The organism is Acidovorax sp. PRC11 (assembly GCF_031844105.1).
GTDB lineage: Bacteria > Pseudomonadota > Gammaproteobacteria > Burkholderiales > Burkholderiaceae_C > Paracidovorax.
The window spans coordinates 18319-35860 of the sequence record NZ_JAUZUQ010000022.1 but is presented as its reverse complement, the minus strand read 5'-3'; the positions used below and the strand labels follow the sequence as shown (position 1 = coordinate 35860).

General features: G+C 69.4%; 14 protein-coding genes. 2 read left to right on the top strand and 12 right to left on the bottom strand.

Features of this window, described 5'->3' with window-relative positions:
• Position 1: 1 nt before the first annotated feature.
• The 11 genes from Q9R47_RS20200 to Q9R47_RS20150 all read right to left on the bottom strand — a co-directional run bounded on the left by Q9R47_RS20200 (position 2) and on the right by Q9R47_RS20150 (position 12062).
• Positions 2-1075, bottom strand: coding sequence for a chemotaxis response regulator protein-glutamate methylesterase (locus Q9R47_RS20200; RefSeq protein WP_311234904.1), 1074 nt, complete (start codon positions 1073-1075; stop codon positions 2-4).
• 44 nt (positions 1076-1119) lie between these two features.
• Positions 1120-1623, bottom strand: coding sequence for a chemotaxis protein CheD (locus Q9R47_RS20195; protein ID WP_311234903.1), 504 nt, complete (start codon positions 1621-1623; stop codon positions 1120-1122).
• 15 nt (positions 1624-1638) lie between these two features.
• Positions 1639-2439 carry a CheR family methyltransferase gene (locus Q9R47_RS20190; protein WP_311234902.1) on the bottom strand — a complete coding sequence of 267 codons (801 nt, stop codon included), beginning with the start codon at positions 2437-2439 and terminating at the stop codon, positions 1639-1641.
• Positions 2440-2452: 13 nt separating this feature from the next.
• Positions 2453-3700, bottom strand: a complete 1248-nt coding sequence (locus tag Q9R47_RS20185; RefSeq protein WP_311234901.1) for an EAL domain-containing response regulator — start codon at positions 3698-3700, stop codon at positions 2453-2455.
• 89 nt (positions 3701-3789) lie between these two features.
• On the bottom strand, positions 3790-4356 hold the full coding sequence (locus tag Q9R47_RS20180; protein ID WP_311234900.1) for a chemotaxis protein CheW: 567 nt from the start codon (positions 4354-4356) through the stop codon (positions 3790-3792).
• Between the two features lie 18 nt (positions 4357-4374).
• The gene (locus Q9R47_RS20175; protein WP_311234899.1) at positions 4375-6030 is read right to left on the bottom strand and encodes a methyl-accepting chemotaxis protein; all 1656 of its coding nucleotides are present in this window, start codon (positions 6028-6030) and stop codon (positions 4375-4377) included.
• 88 nt (positions 6031-6118) lie between these two features.
• Complete coding sequence (locus Q9R47_RS20170) at positions 6119-7909, bottom strand: CHASE3 domain-containing protein (protein ID WP_311234898.1); 1791 nt, start codon at positions 7907-7909, stop codon at positions 6119-6121.
• A gap of 43 nt (positions 7910-7952) precedes the next feature.
• Positions 7953-10163, bottom strand: coding sequence for a chemotaxis protein CheA (locus Q9R47_RS20165; RefSeq protein WP_311234897.1), 2211 nt, complete (start codon positions 10161-10163; stop codon positions 7953-7955).
• Positions 10160-10480 carry an STAS domain-containing protein gene (locus Q9R47_RS20160; protein WP_311234896.1) on the bottom strand — a complete coding sequence of 107 codons (321 nt, stop codon included), beginning with the start codon at positions 10478-10480 and terminating at the stop codon, positions 10160-10162. The genes Q9R47_RS20165 and Q9R47_RS20160 overlap by 4 nt, the downstream gene beginning before the upstream one ends.
• Positions 10477-10845, bottom strand: coding sequence for a response regulator (locus Q9R47_RS20155; protein ID WP_311234895.1), 369 nt, complete (start codon positions 10843-10845; stop codon positions 10477-10479). The genes Q9R47_RS20160 and Q9R47_RS20155 overlap by 4 nt, the downstream gene beginning before the upstream one ends.
• 20 nt (positions 10846-10865) lie before the next feature.
• Positions 10866-12062 carry a methyl-accepting chemotaxis protein gene (locus Q9R47_RS20150; RefSeq protein ID WP_311234894.1) on the bottom strand — a complete coding sequence of 399 codons (1197 nt, stop codon included), beginning with the start codon at positions 12060-12062 and terminating at the stop codon, positions 10866-10868.
• A 316-nt stretch (positions 12063-12378) separates the two neighbouring features.
• On the opposite strand from Q9R47_RS20150, the gene Q9R47_RS20145 reads away from it, so the two are divergent.
• Entirely contained in the window at positions 12379-13392 is a 1014-nt protein-coding gene (locus Q9R47_RS20145) for an AraC family transcriptional regulator ligand-binding domain-containing protein (protein WP_311234893.1), read from the top strand.
• A gap of 21 nt (positions 13393-13413) precedes the next feature.
• On the opposite strand, the gene Q9R47_RS20140 is transcribed toward Q9R47_RS20145, so the two are convergent.
• A complete protein-coding gene (locus Q9R47_RS20140) occupies positions 13414-15375 on the bottom strand; it encodes a sigma-54-dependent Fis family transcriptional regulator (RefSeq protein WP_311234892.1) in 1962 nt (653 codons plus the stop codon).
• Between the two features lie 332 nt (positions 15376-15707).
• Between Q9R47_RS20140 and Q9R47_RS20135 the strand changes: the two genes are divergently transcribed.
• Positions 15708-17510 carry an NAD(P)/FAD-dependent oxidoreductase gene (locus tag Q9R47_RS20135; RefSeq protein WP_311234891.1) on the top strand — a complete coding sequence of 601 codons (1803 nt, stop codon included), beginning with the start codon at positions 15708-15710 and terminating at the stop codon, positions 17508-17510.
• The last annotated feature ends 32 nt before the right edge of the window (positions 17511-17542 follow it).

The window sequence follows — 17542 nt, the reverse complement described above, 5'->3', positions numbered from 1 at the left end:
TCTACGCCACGCCGATCTCCCGCCAGATCGCCGACAGCGGCAGGACCCTGTCCACCCCGCCGCGCTTGATCGCCTCTTTCGGCATGCCGAAGACCACGCAGCTGTCCTCGTCCTGCGCCGTGGTGCGGGCACCCGCCTGGTGCATCTCCAGCAGGCCCGCGGCGCCGTCGTCGCCCATGCCGGTCATGATGATGCCGTGGGCGTTGGCGCCCGCGCACTTGGCCACGGAGCGGAACAGCACGTCCACGGAGGGGCGGTGGCGGTTCACGAGGGGGCCGTCGACCACCTCGACGTGGTACTGGGCGCCGCTGCGGCGCAGCAGCATGTGGCGCCCGCCCGGCGCGATCAGCGCGCGGCCCGGCACCACGCGGTCGTTGTTCTCGGCTTCCTTGACGGAAATGCGGCAGAGGCCGTCGAGGCGGTTGGCGAAGGCGGCGGTGAATTTCTCGGGCATGTGCTGCACGATGACGATGCCGGGGCTCACCCGGGGCAGGGCGGTGAGCACTTCTTCGAGCGCCTGCGTGCCGCCGGTGGAGGTGCCGATGGCCACGACGCGCTCCGTGGTCTGCGACATCGCGCGGCCGGCGCCGGGCGGCAGGATGGCGTCGGCGGTGAACTTGCCCGTGGGCGCCGCCAGGGCAGGCGCCAGGGGCTGCCGGGCCAGGCGCCGGACGTTGGCGCGCGCGGCGGCCCGCACGGTCGACACCAGTTCGTCGGCGGCCTCGTTCAGGAACTGCTTGAGCCCGAGGCGCGGCTTGGTCACGATGGAGACCGCGCCGGCCGCGAGCGCCTCCATCGTGGTCTTCGCGCCTTTCTCCGTGAGGGTGGAGCAGATGACGACCGGCGTGGGCCGCTCGGCCATGATCTTGCGCAGGAAGGTGATGCCGTCCATGCGCGGCATCTCGACGTCCAGCAGGATGACGTCGGGCCACTGCTGCTTCATGCGCTCCATGGCGAGCAGCGGGTCCGCGGCTGCGTACAGCACCTGGATGCCGGGCGCCTCCGTCAGCAGGCCGGTGAGCACCTGGCGCACGACCGCGGAATCGTCCACGATGAGGACTTGGATGGGTTTCATGGGTCTCTGGTCTCGTCTCTGGGTTTCCGGTGGGGGCGCGCCGGTCACTTCGCGCGGAGCACCGCGGGCTGGATCTGGCGGACCCAGACGGCGCCGCTGGCGACATCGAATATCACCTGCCGGTGGCCTTCGCCGAACAGGTGTTCGCCGCGGACCGATATGCCGCGCCCGGCCAGCAGGTCGCGCGCGGCGTGGCCGTTGCGCGTGCCGACGGAGTCCGCCGCGGAGCGGGGGTGCGTGGGAAACATGTTGCCCCCGCCGAAGATCTTGGCCTCGCACTCGGCGAGTTTCACGCGCTCGCGCTTCAGGCCCCGCACCATGAGTTCCAGCGCTTCGTCGCCGTAGCGCCCGTCGAGCTCGCCGGGCCGGGGCCGGCGCCCGCGGTCGGCCAGGAGGAAATGGGACATGGCGCCGATGTGGCGCGCAGGGTGCCACAGCGTGATGGCGACGCAGGAGCCCAGCATGGTGCGCAGCCGCATGCTGGCGTCACCCACGAAGTATTCCCCCGGCTGGAGGAACACGTCCATGGGCGTGGCGGCTGCCGACATGCGCGGGCCCCGCCGTCATGGCTTGCGGTAGACCGATGGCGCGAGCTGCTCCATCGTGGCGTGGATGCCGTGCAGGCTCTCCGAGTGGCCGATGTAGAGGTACCCGCCCGGCCGGATGTGCGAGACCACGCGGGAGACGACTTCGCGCTTGGTGTCGCCGTTGAAATAGATCATGACGTTGCGCAGGAACACCACGTCGAAGCTGCCCAGGTCCGGGAGCTTCGTGTTCAGGTTGGCGTGCAGGAACCGCACCTTCTGCCGCAGCTCGCGCGCCACCAGCATCGTCCCCGCCTGCGGCCCCTGGCCCTTCAGGCAGAACCGGCGCAGGTAGGGCTGGGGGATCTGGCGGGCACGCGGCTCGGGGTAGTGGCCGGTGCGCGCCTTCTCCACCATGCGGGTGCTGATGTCCGTGCCGACGATGTCGAACGGCTGGCCGGCGCGGCAGTCCGCCAGCACCATGGCGATGCTGTAGGCCTCCTCGCCGCTGGAGCTGGCGGCGCTCCAGACCCGGAAAGGGGTGGGGCCATGCTCCATCGCGGCGGCGCGCAGCAGCTCGAAGTGGCGGGATTCGCGGAAGAAATAGGTTTCGTTGGTGGTGAGCAGATCGATCGCCATCTGCACCTCCCCGGGGTCGCGGCCGCTCTGCAGGAGTGCGAAGTACTCCGCATAGTTCGCGAGCCGCGTCGCCTGCAGGCGCTTGGCCAGCCGGCCACAGACGAGGGCTTTTTTCGCGGGAGACAGCGTGATGCCGGCGGCGTCGAAGATGAAGCGCTGGAAATGGCCGAATTCCAGGTCGGAGAGGGTTCTGTGCTGCATGCGCGTGCGGTCTTCAGGGAGCGGCGCGCAGCGTCGCCAGGCGCGCCCCGTGCGCCCGGTTCCAGCCGGGCAGTTCCTCCGGCGGCATCGCCTTGGCGATCAGCCAGCCCTGCGCGGTGGTGCAGCCGAAGTCCTGCAGCAGCCGCCAGTCTTCGAGATGCTCCACCCCTTCGGCGACGGTGGACAGCTGGAGCCGACGCGCCAGCTCCAGGGCGGATTCGAGGATGACCCGCAGGCTCTTGCGGCGGTGGGCGCCGTGCACGAACGAGCGGTCGATCTTGAGTTCGGTGAAAGGGATGCGCGAGAGCTGCTGCAGCGAAGAAAAACCGGTGCCGTAGTCGTCGATCGAGAGGCCGAAGCCCCGCAGGCGGAGGCGCACCAGCGCACTGTGGGCGGCGCTGCTGGTCTCCACCATCGACCCTTCGGTGATTTCGAGCACCACCTGCGATGGCGACAGTCCGTGGCGCACCTGCTGCGCGCAGATCTCCCCGAAGATGTCGGGGTTCGCCAGCAGCTGCGGAGACATGTTGATGGCCAGCGTGAGCCGCATGCCGCGCGACTGCCAGGCGGCGCACTGCGCGAAGCTCTGCTCCACCATGGTCCGGGTGAGGTCGTGGATGAGCCCCATCCGCTCGGCCATGGGAATGAATTCGTCCGGCGGCACCATGCCCAGCAGGGGATGCTGCCACCGCGCGAGGGCCTCGACCCCGCGCAGCAGGCCGGTGCGGGTATCCACCTTCGGCTGGAAGTGCGGAACGATGCCGCCGGAGCGCAGGGCTTCCACGAGCATCGGTGGATCGATCGGCAGGTGGGGTGCGCGGCGGCGTTCGATCACCGGCTCGGCGGGCGAAAGCACCTCGCGCAGCACCCCCTGCAGATCGGCGCGCTCCAGCGGCTTGCGCAGCCCGCGCACCACCGAGGCTCCCATGGTCTGCACCGAGTCGAGCAGGGCGTCGCCGTGGCCGGACAGCAGCACGATGGGAATGCGAACTCCCTGCTGCTGCAGGACTTCGATGAGTTCGATGCCGTCCATCTCGGGCATTTCGAGGTCTACGATGATGAGGCTCGGCAGTGCCGACAGCCGTGCGAGCACCTCGAGCGCCTGGCGCCCGTGGCATGCCTCGTGCACTTCCAGGGCGCCCAGTTCGAAGCAGAGCCGGACGGCATGCCGCCGCTGCACTTCGCTGTCGTCGATGACCAGGATCGACCGGGCGGCGGCAGGCGCGTCCGGATCCTGCTCGCAAGGTGGAGCTGCAGTCATGCCGGGCCTCCGTCGGGAGTGGCGTTGCGTGGCGCGTGGTGCATGCGAGCTTGGGAAGACGTCCGGTGGGCGGTGCGTGCGGAAGGCGGTCAGTGTCCCGGGGAGGGCGTGGCCGTGCCGGGGGTGTCGGCCTCGCCGGACGGCGGCCGTGCGAACTCGGCGAGCCCCTGCTCGGACAGGGCCCGGTCCAGGTCCAGCAGCACGACGAGGCGCCCGCGGACCTTGCCCATGCCCTGGATGAAATCCGCCCGGATGCGTGCGCCGAAGGCGGGTGGCGGCTCGATGTCGGCGGCGCCGATGTCGATGACTTCGTTCACGGCATCGACGACGGCGCCGATCACCTGCCGCTCGTCGCCGGTCTTCACCTCGACGATCACGATGCAGGTGCGCTTGCCCACCGCGGCGGGCTCGCCGCCGAAGTGCGCCTGCAGGTCGATCACGGGCACGACGGCCCCGCGCAGGTTGATCACCCCGCGCACGGAGCGGGGCATCATGGGCACGGAGGTCGGATCGCGGTACTCGATGATCTCCTTGATCGCGAGGATGCCGATGGCGAACATCTCGCCGCCGAGCTGGAAGGTCAGGTACTGCGCGGCGTCGGTGGCGGCCGCATCCGGGTCGTCCTGGGCGGCGGTGGCATGGGTGGGATTGCGCATGCGGATCTTCCTGGCCGGTCAGTAGCGGGCGAACTGGGATTCGTCGATGCCCTCGGAGCCCGTGGCGCCTGCCAGCGCCAGGCTGGCGCTCGCCTTGCGGGACTGCAGGGGCTTCCTGGAAGACGTGCTGCGAGCGCTGCCGGCCGCCGAACGCACCGGTGCCGCACCGGCCAGCTTGAAGAAGCTCATCGCCTGCTGCAGCTGCTCGGCCTGGCTGCTCATTTCCTCGGCGGTGGCGGCGAGTTCCTCGGAGCTGGAGGCGTTCTGCTGCGTGGTCTGGCTCAGCTGGCCCACGGCCGCATTGATCTGGCCCACGCCGGAGGATTGCTCCTCGCTCGCCGCGGTGATCTCCTGCACGAGGTCGGAGGTCTTGCGGATGCTGGGCACCATCTCGCCGAGGAGGGTGCCGGCGCGCTCGGCCAGTTCCACGCTGGAGCTGGCCACGTCGCCGATCTCCTGGGCGGCGACCTGGCTGCGTTCGGCGAGCTTGCGCACTTCGGCCGCCACCACGGCGAAGCCCTTGCCGTGCTCGCCGGCACGCGCGGCCTCGATGGCGGCGTTCAGGGCCAGCAGGTTGGTCTGGTAGGCGATGTCGTCGATGATGTTGATCTTCTGGGCGATCTGCTTCATGGCCGCGACGGTGGCCTTGACGGCCTCGCCGCCCTCGGTGGCCTCGTGGGCGGCCTTGGTGGCCATGCTGTCGGTGAGCTTGGCGTTCTCGGTGTTCTGCGAGATCGAGGCGGTCATCTGCTCGAGCGAAGCGCTGGTTTCCTCGACGCCGGCGGCCTGCTCGCTGGCGGCCTGGCTCAGCGACTGCGCCGTGGCGCTCACCTCCTCGGAAGCGCCGGCCAGCGACTCCGCACCGCTGTTGACGTCGGCCACCACGCGGGAGAGCTTGTCCACCATGTTCTTCATGGCGGCCAGCACGCTGCTGTCGTCGCCGGGCTTGGCTGCGATCTGCAGCGACAGGTCGCCGTTGGAGACGCTGGTCGCGATCTCCGCCACGTAGGCGGGTTCGCCGCCCAACTGCTTGACCAGCGAACGGGTGATCAGGAACGCCAGGATGAGCGCCAGCAGGGCGCAGACGCCGAGGATGGAGATGGTGAGCGTGCGTGCCTGGGTGTAGGTGAGTGCGGCGCCTTCCGCGGCCTTGTCGCCACCCGCCACGTTCAGATCGGAGAGCTTGTCCGACAGTCCGCGGACGATGTTGTAGGCCTTGCGGGATTCGCCGTCGAGCACCGCCCGGGCTTCCTCCGGATTGTTCTGCTGGATGAACGCGGCCAGCTTGTCGTGCTCCGCGTACATGACCTCCATGGCGTCCTTCGCCTGGTCGAACATCCGCTTTTCTTCCGGGGAGCTCACCAGCTTGCTGTAGTCCTCCCAGAGCTTGCGGGTGCCCGCGATGCGCTCGGTGGCCTCCTTCATCGCATCGCGCGCCTCCGCGGTCCCGGCACTCATGATGGCCCGCATCTCCAGCACCCGCACGCGGTTGATGTTCGACTTGGACAGCATGATCATCCTGACGCTCGGCAGCCAGTTGGTCGCGATGTCCTCGGTGGAGCGGTTCACCGTGGCCAACTGGTTGATGGCGTACACGCCCAATCCGACCATCAGGGCCAGCACGATGGAGAAGGCTCCGAAGAGCTTGGTGGCTAGTTTCATTTGGCGGAACATGGATGGCCTCCGGTGAAGTGTTGCGAGGTCGTCGCGGATGGAAAAGCAGTGTCAGGAGCGCTACATGGCACGCGCGCCTCGGGATAGGTCAGTAGCGGGCGAACTGGGATTCATCCATGTCTTCCGCGCGGGGCAGGCTGGCCATGGCCTTGCGGGCCGGTGCCTGCTTTCGGGCCAGGCGGTTCCTGCCCGGGGCGTGGGCTGCCGTCGCCCTTGCCGGGGCGCTGGCTTCCAGCTTGAAGAAGCCCATGGTCTGCTGCAGCTGCTCGGCCTGGCTGCTCATTTCCTCGGCGGTGGCGGCGAGTTCCTCGGAGCTGGAGGCGTTCTGCTGCGTGGTCTGGCTCAGCTGGCCCACGGCCGCATTGATCTGGCCCACGCCGGAGGATTGCTCCTCGCTCGCCGCGGTGATCTCCTGCACGAGGTCGGAGGTCTTGCGGATGCTGGGCACCATCTCGCCGAGGAGGGTGCCGGCGCGCTCGGCCAGTTCCACGCTGGAGCTGGCCACGTCGCCGATCTCCTGGGCGGCGACCTGGCTGCGTTCGGCGAGCTTGCGCACTTCGGCCGCCACCACGGCGAAGCCCTTGCCATGCTCGCCGGCCCGCGCGGCCTCGATGGCGGCGTTCAGGGCCAGCAGGTTGGTCTGGTAGGCGATGTCGTCGATGATGTTGATCTTCTGGGCGATCTGCTTCATGGCCGCGACGGTGGCCTTGACGGCCTCGCCGCCCTCGGTGGCCTCGTGGGCGGCCTTGGTGGCCATGCTGTCGGTGAGCTTGGCGTTCTCGGTGTTCTGCGAGATCGAGGCGGTCATCTGCTCGAGCGAAGCGCTGGTTTCCTCGACGCCGGCGGCCTGCTCGCTGGCGGCCTGGCTCAGCGACTGCGCCGTGGCGCTCACTTCCTCGGAAGCGCCCGCCAACGCTTCCGCGCCGCCATTCACTTCGGCCACGATGTCCGAGAGGCTCGCCACCGTCTTGTTGACGTATTCCTTCATCTGGCCGAAGGCGCCCTGGTAGTCGGCGGTGATGGTCTGGGTGAGGTCGCCCTGGGCGACGGCGCCCATCACGCGCACCACGTCGTTGACGCTCTCGCCCGACATGCGCACCATCTCCTTGACGGTGTGCAGCATGCTGCTGCGGTCGCCCGGCAGGGTGGCGACCTGCACGGTGAAATCGCCCTTCGCCACCTGCTGCAGCACCTCGGCGGCATAGGCGGGCTCGCCGCCCAGCACACGTTGCAGGTTGCGCACGATCACCAGGCCGATGATGGCCGCCAGCGCGGCGGCCAGCACGCTGCCGAAGATGAGCACCGCCTTGGTGGCGGCGTGCTTGGATTCCGCTTCCCGGGTGCGCACGACCAGCAGTTCGCTTTCTGCGTTGCGGGCCTGGCCGAGCAGGTCGCGCATGCGGTCCATGTCCTGCTTGCCCTTGGCCGCGCTCACGCTGGCCACCACGGCGTCCATGGATGCCTTGCCGTCGGTCACCGCGCGGCGCAGGGTGATCTCCGACTCCAGCACCCGGGCCACCCAATCGTCGTGGGCGGCCTGCACTTTGGCGAGCCGCTCCTGCTGCTTCGGGTTGTCGGCCGTCAGGTCCCGGGCCTTGTCCATGTGCTGCTTGAAGCTCGCGAGGCCGGCCCGGTACGGATCGAGGAAGGCGTCCTCGCCCGTCAGCGCGAACCCGCGCTCTCCCGTCTCGATGTTCACCAGGGCCGTGAGCACGTTGTCCACTTCGGACATCACTTCATAGGTGTGGACGTTCCAGCGGTTGGCGTCGGTGACGGCGCCGAAGTTGACGTACGCCACGCTGCTCAGGATGAGCAGGATGGCGAGGATGGTCGCGAAGCCCGCGTAGAGCCTGGTCGCGACTTTGAGATTCTTGAACATGGGAGAGCCTTCGGTGGCGGTTTTTGGGGTCGTGCCCGTGGGGTCAGTGCGGCGCGGTGCGCACGGCATCCGCGGCGGAGCGCTGCACGGCCACGGCGCGGGCCGCGAGTGCCGGGATGTCGAGGATCAGCGCCACCTCGCCCGTGCCCAGGATGCTGGAGCCGCTGATGCCCTGGAGATGGGCGAACATCTGCGCCAGCGGCTTGATCACGGCCTGCGCTTCGCCCAGGAGGCGGTCCACGATCAGTCCGAAGCGCTGGGAGCCTTCGCGCACGACCACGATGCTCTGGCGCGACCCGGCCGCGCCCGGCACGTGGAACAGCGTGCGCAGGCGGATGAACGGCAGGACACGCCCGCGCAGCTCCGTGTAGTCGTGGCCGGAGTCCTCGCGGAACTCGATGCACTCCTCGATCGCTTCGAGTGGCAGCACGAACACGGACCGCCCCACGGCCACCTGGAATCCGTTGATGATGGCCAGCGTCAGGGGCAGCCGCACGGTGGTCTTGGTGCCGAGACCCGGGCGGCTGTCGAGCGTCACGGTGCCCCGCAGGGCCGTGATGTTGCGCTTCACCACGTCCATGCCCACGCCCCGGCCGGAGAGGTTGGTGATCTGTTCGGCCGTCGAGAAGCCGGGTTCGAAGACCAGGTTGTAGACCTCTTCGTCCGTCAGCGTCTTGCCGGCGTCGACGAGGCCCCGCTCCACCGCCTTCGCGAGGATGCGCTCGCGCGATAGCCCGCCGCCGTCGTCGCCCACCTCGATCACGATGCTGCCCGAGTCGTGGTAGGCGTTGAGCGACACCGTGCCCCACGCGGGCTTGCCGCGCTCCGCGCGCACCGCGGCCGGCTCGATGCCGTGGTCCATGCTGTTGCGCACCAGGTGCGTCAGCGGATCGGCGATCTTCTCGATGACGGTCTTGTCGAGTTCGGTGTCTTCGCCGCGCACCTGCAGGACGATGTCCTTGCCGATCTCGCGCGAGACGTCGTGCACCATGCGCTGGAAGCGGTTGAACGTGGCCCCGATGCGCACCATGCGCAGCTGCAGGGCGCTGTCGCGGATCTCCTGCACCAGGCCGTTGAGCGTGGAGTGCGCTTCCTGCAGGGCCACGTTCTGCACATGGCGGCCCGCCTGGGTCGCCGTGGCGGTGGCGGTGATCAGCTCTCCCACCAGGTCCACCAGCCGGTCGAGCTTTTCTGCATCCACGCGCACCGACTGGTGGTCGGCGCTGCGGGTGTCCTTGATCTGCTTCTGGCGCACCAGCGCCGCCTCCACCACCGGCTGCTGCACGCGCCGCTGCTCCACGAGCAACTGGCCGAGCGGTTCGGCCGCGCCGCTGTGCTGCAACTGCAGCGCCTCATTCAGTTCGCGCCGCGTCAGGCTGCCGCAGTGCACGAGGATTTCGCCGAGCCGCAGCGTGCCGTCGTCGCTGCGCGGGCCCAGGGCGTCGATCAGGTCGATGTAGCGCGAGACTTCGCTGTCCGGCGGCAGGATGTGCACGACGCAGTCGTCCAGCACGAATTCGAACGTGCCTTCGATGGCGGCCTTGGTCGCGTTGCTGCGCAGGGCGATCTCGAAGCCGAGATAGCAGGACTCCGCGTCCATTTCCGCCAGCCCGGGCAGTTCGTCGGGCAGCGCGGCGATGGCCGTGATCGTTCCGAGCTTGTTCAGGTAGCGCAGGAAGGAGATCGGGTCCATGCCGTTGCGCAGCACGTCCTTGCCGAAGCGCAGCGAGATGTGCCAGTGGTCCGGCGCGCGGCCGGCGGGCAGGGCCTGCAGCGGGGGCGGCGAGCCGCCCGCCGGCATCGCGGCCATCGCATCCGGCGCGGCGTGGGCGGTGGCGGCGGCCTGGAGGCCACCGGACGCGTCCGCCAGCAGGTGGTTCAGCCCTTCCAGCAGCGGCTGTGCGTCGGCCAGCAGCTGCGCATCGGCTTCGGTCTGGCCGGCGGCTGCGGCAGCCACGAGGCGGCCAGTGTGGTCACCGCAGGCGAGCAGCAGCGCCACCACCGATTCGTCGAGCACGATGGCGCCGTCGCGCACCTTGTCCAGCACGCTTTCCGCCACGTGCGTGAAATCCACGATGAAATCCAGGCCGAACAGGCCTGCCGATCCCTTGATCGTGTGGGCGGCCCGGAAGATGGCGTTCACCGCATCCGACGGATCGTCTTCCTGGAGCACGCCGAGCAGCACGCGCTCCATGTCTTCGAGCAGTTCGCCGCTTTCCGCGATGAAGGCCTGCAGGGCCTGTTCCATGTTCATGGCGTGCTTTCCTGGAGCGGCGTGGCGGGGGTGAGGGCCTCGCCGAAGAAGCCGGACAGATCGAAGAGGTCGAAGACCTCCGCCACCACCGCATTGCAGCCGGTGATGCGCAGGGGCTGGCCGTGGGCCCGCGCGTCGCGGCACGCCGCCATGAGCAGTTGCACGCCCGCGCTGTCGATCTCGGTCACGCCCGCCAGGTCGATTTCGAGGCCCTCGGGGCTGTCGGAGCGTGCTGCGAGCAGGCCGGTGCGTATCTCCGCCGCCCGGTAGATGGTGAGCTCGCCATCCAGTGCCAGCGTGGTGAGGGCCGAGGTCATGGCAGCACCAGCTTCTCGACGGCCGACAGCAGCGTGGGCGGCTGGAAGGGCTTCACCACCCAGGCCTTGGCCCCGGCCAGCTGGCCTTCGCGCTTCTTGGCTTCCTGGTTCTCGGTGGTCAGCATGATCACCGGCGTGAAGCGGTAGGCCGGCATCGCCTTCACGGTCTTGAGGAAGGTGATGCCGTCCATGTTCGGCATGTTCACGTCGCTGATGATCAGGTGCACCTTCTGGCCGGTGAGGCGGGCGAGTGCGTCAAGGCCGTCGCGGCCCTCGAGGACGTCGTAGCCCGCGCCCCGGAGCGCAATGCCGACGACCGAGCGCACGGAGGCGGAGTCGTCCACGATCAGAATGGTCTTCGCCATGGGTGTCCTTCAGGGGAAATTCAGAAAAAAGTGATTTCTTCGTGCTGTGGCGGGGGCGCAGGCTGTGCCTGTGCCCGTGCCTGGCCCGGGGCAGCGGTGTCCGGCGGTGCCGCGCCGGCCCGGTGCACCGCGCGCTCGCCGGCCATCGCATAGGTGGCTTCGAGTTCCTGCAGGAGCGCGGCGGACTGCAGGGGCTCCAGCCGGCCCTCCTGCGCGCAACGCGCGTGGTGCTCGCGCACCACCTCGGGCATGCGGCCGATGTTGTCGCGCACGTGGGTCAGGACCTGGCTCACGCGGTCCTGGAACTGCAGCTGCACCAGAGAGTCGTTCACTTCGGCCTGGATCTGCCGGCTTTCGTTGCGCAGCAGGTCGGCGGATTGCGCGAGGTCCGCCGTGAGGTTCTGGAACTGGTCGAGCACCTGGGCGATGCGGTTCTCGGAGTCGGCCAGCACCACGGTTTCCTGCCGCTGCGAGACCTGCGCGGCGGAGCGGGTCGCGTCGATGGCGGCATGGATCGCACTGACCTTGCGGGTGATGTTCTGCCCGGTTTCGCCCGACAGCCGCGACAGGACGCGGACTTCCTGCGCCACCTGCGCGAAGCCGCGGCCGCGCTCACCGGCGTGGGCGGCCTCGATCGTCGCGTTGATCGCCAGCAGGTTGGTCTGCTGCGCGATGCGGGACACGCCTTCGGCCATGTCCTGCAGCTCGCCCACGAACCGCTGCAGGTTCTCGATCTGCGACAGCATTTCGGCCTTGCCTTCCATGGCGTCACGCAGCGATGCGATGAGCTGCTGCAGCTGCTGCTGGCTGTGGGAGTAGACCGAGGCCGCCGCCGCATCCTGCGCGCCGGTGCCGTTGCCGCCGGACTGGTCCAGCGTGCGCGCGAGCTGCTGCACGATGTTGGCGAACCGCGCACTGAGTGCCGCGATGGCTTCCTCCATCTGGCCGCGGGAGGATTCGATCTGCCTTGCCCAGACGGGAGCGACATCGCCGCTGAAGGTCTCGAAGCCCGCGAGCAGGGCGTGGAGATCCTCCGGCGTCTTCCGACCCGTGCTCCGGCGGGTGAACCACCCGCCCAGGGCGCCGCAGGCTGCCAGCGCGACCGCGCACAGCACACCGGCGAGCGAGCCGGACGAGAGAATCAGGGCGGCTGCGGCACCCAGTGCGCCCACCGCAGGCGCGGCGAGCCATGGCAGCGTCTGCCTCTCTGCGGTCATAAAGCCCTCACACCTTTCGTTCCCGTCTCACCTGCGGGGAGGCTTTCGCTCCCCAGGTTTCCCATACCGCTGGATCAACGGTGCTCGGTCTCAGCTTAAGGTCAGCCGGTCCGGAATGTAGGACAGCACTGACGTATAAGCGGTACATGACCGGCCAATGTCAAGTTCGCCAACATGCCATGAGCCCTTGAAGGGCTTTGAGAAATGCTAAAAATAGGAAAAATGTCTTCCTATGACAAAAGCTGGGTCAACTGACAATAGAGAGGGCTGCGCATTCGAGGTCGGGAGGCCTGCGGCCAACATCCACCGTGCCGATATGGCGCCGGTCTTCATACGGCAGATGCTGTCGAGGGCGGACGCGAAGGGGCTCTCGCCGCAGCGGCTGCTGCGGGGCCTGGGCCTGATGCAGGCCGATCTGGATGCGCCCGGACTGCTCGTGTCCTACCACCAATGCCAGGAGGTGGCCTATCGTTTCTGGCAGATCCCGCCGAGTCCCCTGGAGGGGCTCGAATGGGGGAGCCTGTTGAATCTCGTGTCGCTGGGCAAGGTGGGCCTGGGCATGATGGCGAGCGCCCATTCGCACGACATGTTCCGCTTCCTGGTCGAATTCCAGCGCGCTGCGGGTTCGCCTCTGGAACTCCTGTGCGATTCCACGGAGCGGCATTTCAGCGTGGAGGCGCGGGCGCGGTTCGACGACCCGGTACTGGAGCCGTTCCTGGTCCTCAGCACGCTCGCATCCCTCCACCGTTTCACCCGCCAGGTCTTCGGAGCTGATTGCCAGGTCCTGGGGGTGGAACTGGCCCTGCCGCAGGCCGGCGCCGTGCCTGCATACGAACAGTTCTTCGGCGCCCCCGTGGCGTTCGATGCGCCGGCGAACCGGCTGATCTTCGCGCCCCAGCCATGTCCCATCCTGACCGCGGAACCCAGCGTGCTGGCGCGGATGCGCGAACTGCTGCGCGAGGACCCCGGCAGCCGCGCCTGGTGCGATCTGGACGCTGCCGTGGCGCAGATCATCCGCCGCTCCCCGACGGCCGCCCCGCCGCTCGGGGCGGTGGCGGCGGCCCTGAACCTCAGCGAGCGGTCGCTGCGGCGCAGGCTGTCTGAAAAGGGGATCGGCTACCGGACCCTGGTGGCCGATGAGCAACGCCGCCGTACGCTGGCGCTGGTCCGCGGTTCGGACGTTTCCATGGAGGACGTGGCGGCGCAGGCCGGTTACTCCAGCGCCCGCAGCCTGCGCCGCGCCGTGCGCCGCTGGACGGGCGGCGGGCCCTCGGCCGTGCGCAAGGCCGCGTCCCAGTCGCAGTGGCGAGCGACGTCCCCGGGGGCCTGACCGGGCGGGGATACCGCCGCACTAGGGCCCGCGCCATCGCGCATGCCGCACACCGAGCTGGAGCTGCTGGATGCGGCGGTGGATGGTGGAACGGCTGACGCCGAGCCGGCGTGCCGCCTCGGAGACGTTGCCCTGGCACTGCGCCAGCAGTTGTTCCAGCGCCTGTGCCGCGGACTGGGGGGGCAGGGCTGCTGCGTCGGCGGAGGGCGGCGCGCGCTGCTGCAGTGCATCGGGCAGGTGTTCGGGCTCGATCGTGCCGTCGCCCTCCTGCCCGCACAGGGCCGCGGCGTAGCGCAGCGCATTGTGCAATTCGCGCAGGTTGCCGGGCCAGGCGTGCGCGGCCAGCACGGCGCGGGCGGCATCGCCCAGGCGCAGATGGCGGCCCAGCGGGGCCAGCATCCGGTCGGCCAGGGCCTGCAGGTCGCTGCGCTGGCGTAGTGCGGGCAATGCCAGTTCGGCCGCGTTCAAGCGGTAGAGCAGATCCTCGCGGAAGCTGCCGCGCCGCACCAGTTCGGCCAGCGGCCGGTGCGAGGCGGAGATGCAGCGCACGGACACGGCCCGCGGGGCGCGGGCGCCCAGCGGGGTGATTTCGGATTCGGAGAGCACCCGCAGCAGCTTGGCCTGCAGTGCCGGCGGCATGTCGCCGATCTCGTCGAGGAACAGCGTGCCTTCGTGCGCCGCGGCGATCAGGCCCTCGCGGCCCTTGGCGTTGGCGCCGGTCCAGGTCCCGGGCAGGTAGCCGAACAGCTCGCTCTCCAGCAGCGCCTCGGGAATGGCTGCGCAGTTGATCGCGATGAAGGCGCCGCTGCGGCCGCTGGCGGCATGCAGCGCGCGGGCCAGGTATTCCTTGCCGGCACCGGTCTCCCCCTGCACCAGGATCGGCAACGTCTGCGGCGCGAGCCGCGCGGCCTTGCGCAGCAGCGCCTGCAGCGTGGCATCGCCCGTGTCCAGCGCCTGCAGCGCCGCAGGCAGCGGGGGCGTGGCCTGGATGGCTGCCGCACCCTGCGCACGCTGGCCGCGCGTCGTCCCGCGCTGCGGCTCCATGGCGTGCGCGAAAAGGATGCTGCCGTCGCGGGCGCGGACGATGCGTTCCTGCGCGGGACGGTGGCGGCGCAGCTCGGGCAGGTGGCGCAGGTCCACGTCGAAGAAGCGCTCCAGCGGCTGGCCGATGAGCGACCGGCGCTGGTCCCAGCTCCGCTGCGCGGCGGCGGTGAGCAGGCGGGCGCCCGCGTGGGTCATGGCGCGGATGCGGCCACGCGCGTCCACGCTGATGGAGGCGTCGGGATCGACATCGAGGAAATCGGGCGACTGCGCCAGGCGCACCACCCAGTCCTGGCCGGACTGCGCCATCAGGTTGGCCTGCTCCACGCGCCGCGCCGCGGCCACGACGAGGTGGTGCGCCAGGTTCTGGCTGGCCCGCTCGGCGGGTGAGCGCAGCAGCGACAGGTCGAGCACCGCCGCGAGTTCGCCGCGCAGGTCGTAGATGGGTGCTGCCGTGCACGACAGCCCGGTGTGGGTGAAATCGAAATGGTCGCTCTGGTGCACGGTCAGCGCCTCGCCCGTTGCCAGGCAGGCTCCCACGGCCGAGGTGCCCGAATGCTCCTCGCGCCATTGCGCGCCCAGGTACAGGCCGGCGCGGCGCAGATCGCCGGCGTCGGCCTCGTGCCCCAGGAAGTCCACGGCCACGCCGTGCCGGTCGGCCAGCAGCAGCACGTAATCCAGCCCCTTGAGCTGCTGGTAGAGCCGCTCCAGCGCATGGCGGGCGATGTGGATCAGCGGCTCGGATTCCTCGCGGTGCGCGCGCAGCTCGCCCTCGGGAACGATGTGGGCTTCGCTGGTCTGCGCCGGGTCGAGCCGGTGGTGGTCGATGCAGCGGCGCCAGCTGCGCAGCACGGCGCGGTCGCGGTCCTGCCCGCGTGCGGAATAGCCCAGGCCGAAGGCTTCGATTTCCTGGACGTGCGAGGCGTAGGACTGCAGAGGCATGGCGTGGAGTCGATGCGGTCGTGGAACGTGCCGAAGGAGATTGTGTGCCCGGGGCCATGCCGCGCCCATCGAGATTTACCCATTGCAACTGCTGCGCTGCAGCACGCGGAATGCGACAGGTGTCGCACGGTGCGCCACCTGTCGCGCCCGGCCGCCCCGGTCTGCCGGCCGGGCGCTGGAAGGGTTTGCACCAGGGGTGCGCTGCAACCCCTTGATTTGCCTGGCTTTCGGTGCAGGCCGGCAGGGCGCCGCATGCCTGGCACGGCGGTTGCCTTGAGCCCTGCAGCCCGGAGAAAAACCAGCGGGCACGACCACCATCCAAGGAGACAACCATGACCGATACGACGGCTGCAGCCCGCGCGCAGGCGCTGCTCGACCGACTCAACCGTGCACTGGCGGACCGCGACTTCGCGGCCGCGAGCCGGCTGTTCGCCGATGAGTGCTATTGGCGCGACCTCGTCCTGCTGACCTGGAACATCAAGACCCTGGAGGGGCAGGAGCAGATCGCCGACATGCTGGCCGCGCAGCTGGACGCCGCCGCACCCGTTCACCTGTCGCTGGACGAGCGCGAGACGGTGGAGGAGGCCGACGGCGTGGTGTCCGCCTGGATCGTGGCCGAGACGCGGCACGCCCGGGGTGGCGGCCATGTCCGCATCCGGGACGGACGCATCTGGACGCTGCTGACCACCGCCCAGGAGCTGAAGGGACACGAGGAACCGCTGGGCACGCGCCGCCCGATGGGGGCCGAGCACGGCATCCGGCGCGGCCGGCAGACCTGGCAGGAGCGCCGGCAGCAGGAGGCCGGGGAACTGGGCCGCGAGAAGCAGCCCTTCGTGCTGGTCATCGGCGGAGGGCAGGGCGGCATCGCGCTGGGCGCTCGGCTGCGCCAGCTGGGGGTGTCGCACATCGTCATCGACCGCCAGGCCCGCCCCGGCGACCAGTGGCGCAACCGCTACAAATCGCTGTGCCTGCACGATCCGGTCTGGTACGACCACCTGCCGTACCTGCCCTTCCCGGACAACTGGCCCGTGTTCGCGCCCAAGGACAAGATCGGCGACTGGCTGGAGATGTACACCCGGGTGATGGAGGTGAACTACTGGCCGTCCACCAACTGCCTGAACGCGCGCTTCGATGAGGACCGGCAGGAGTGGGAAGTCACCGTGGAGCGCGGTGGCGAGACGCTGGTGCTGCGCCCGAAGCACGTCGTCTTCGCCACCGGCATGTCGGGCAAGGCCAACGTGCCGAAGATCCGGGGCCAGGACGTCTTCCGGGGCGAGCAGCAGCACTCGTCCCAGCACCACGGCCCGGACAGCTATGCCGGCAAGAAGGTGGTCGTGATCGGCGCCAACAACTCCGCGCACGACATCTGCGCGGCCCTGTGGGAGCACGGCGCCGACGTGACCATGGTGCAGCGCTCGTCCACGCACATCGTGCGCTCCGACTCGCTGATGGAGATCGGCCTGGGCGATCTGTACTCGGAGCGCGCCGTGGCCGGCGGCATGACGACCAAGAAGGCCGACCTGACCTTCGCCTCGCTGCCCTACCGGATCATGGCCGACTTCCAGGTGCCGGTGTACGACCGCATCCGCGAGCGCGACGCGGAGTTCTACCGCCAGCTGGAGGCGACCGGCTTCATGCTGGACTTCGGCGACGACGGCTCGGGCCTGTTCATGAAGTACCTGCGCCGCGCCTCGGGCTACTACATCGACGTGGGCGCCTGCGACCTGGTGATCGACGGCAGCATCAAGCTGCAGGCGGGCAAGGAGATCAGCCACCTCTCGGAAAACGCCGTGGTGCTGGAGGATGGCACCGAACTGCCGGCGGACCTGGTGGTCTATGCCACCGGCTACGGCTCGATGAACGGCTGGGTGGCCGACCTGATCAGCCAGGAGGTGGCGGACAAGGTGGGGAAAGTGTGGGGCCTGGGCTCCGACACCACCAAGGACCCGGGGCCGTGGGAGGGCGAGCAGCGCAACATGTGGAAGCCCACGCAGCAGCAGGCGCTGTGGTTCCACGGCGGCAACCTGCACCAGTCGCGCCACTACTCGCTGTACCTGGCGCTGCAGCTCAAGGCGCGCCAGGAAGGCCTGCCCGTGCAGGTCTATGGCCTGCAGCGGGTGCATCACTTGCGCTGAAGCAAAGGCGACGCGCGCCCCTCGGACCAAGA

Excerpts from the sequence above, each read along its gene's own strand:
- Q9R47_RS20175 (WP_311234899.1), bottom strand. The coding sequence starts at position 6,030 with ATGTTCCGCCAAATGAAACTAGCCACCAAGCTCTTCGGAGCCTTCTCC.
- Q9R47_RS20155 (WP_311234895.1), bottom strand. The coding sequence starts at position 10,845 with ATGGCGAAGACCATTCTGATCGTGGACGACTCCGCCTCCGTGCGCTCG.
- Q9R47_RS20160 (WP_311234896.1), bottom strand. The coding sequence starts at position 10,480 with ATGACCTCGGCCCTCACCACGCTGGCACTGGATGGCGAGCTCACCATC.
- Q9R47_RS20190 (WP_311234902.1), bottom strand. The coding sequence starts at position 2,439 with ATGCAGCACAGAACCCTCTCCGACCTGGAATTCGGCCATTTCCAGCGC.
- Q9R47_RS20150 (WP_311234894.1), bottom strand. The coding sequence starts at position 12,062 with ATGACCGCAGAGAGGCAGACGCTGCCATGGCTCGCCGCGCCTGCGGTG.
- Q9R47_RS20170 (WP_311234898.1), bottom strand. The coding sequence starts at position 7,909 with ATGTTCAAGAATCTCAAAGTCGCGACCAGGCTCTACGCGGGCTTCGCG.
- Q9R47_RS20165 (WP_311234897.1), bottom strand. The coding sequence starts at position 10,163 with ATGAACATGGAACAGGCCCTGCAGGCCTTCATCGCGGAAAGCGGCGAA.
- Q9R47_RS20135 (WP_311234891.1), top strand. The coding sequence starts at position 15,708 with ATGACCGATACGACGGCTGCAGCCCGCGCGCAGGCGCTGCTCGACCGA.
- Q9R47_RS20185 (WP_311234901.1), bottom strand. The coding sequence starts at position 3,700 with ATGACTGCAGCTCCACCTTGCGAGCAGGATCCGGACGCGCCTGCCGCC.
- Q9R47_RS20145 (WP_311234893.1), top strand. The coding sequence starts at position 12,379 with ATGGCGCCGGTCTTCATACGGCAGATGCTGTCGAGGGCGGACGCGAAG.
- Q9R47_RS20140 (WP_311234892.1), bottom strand. The coding sequence starts at position 15,375 with ATGCCTCTGCAGTCCTACGCCTCGCACGTCCAGGAAATCGAAGCCTTC.
- Q9R47_RS20180 (WP_311234900.1), bottom strand. The coding sequence starts at position 4,356 with ATGCGCAATCCCACCCATGCCACCGCCGCCCAGGACGACCCGGATGCG.
- Q9R47_RS20200 (WP_311234904.1), bottom strand. The coding sequence starts at position 1,075 with ATGAAACCCATCCAAGTCCTCATCGTGGACGATTCCGCGGTCGTGCGC.
- Q9R47_RS20195 (WP_311234903.1), bottom strand. The coding sequence starts at position 1,623 with ATGTCGGCAGCCGCCACGCCCATGGACGTGTTCCTCCAGCCGGGGGAA.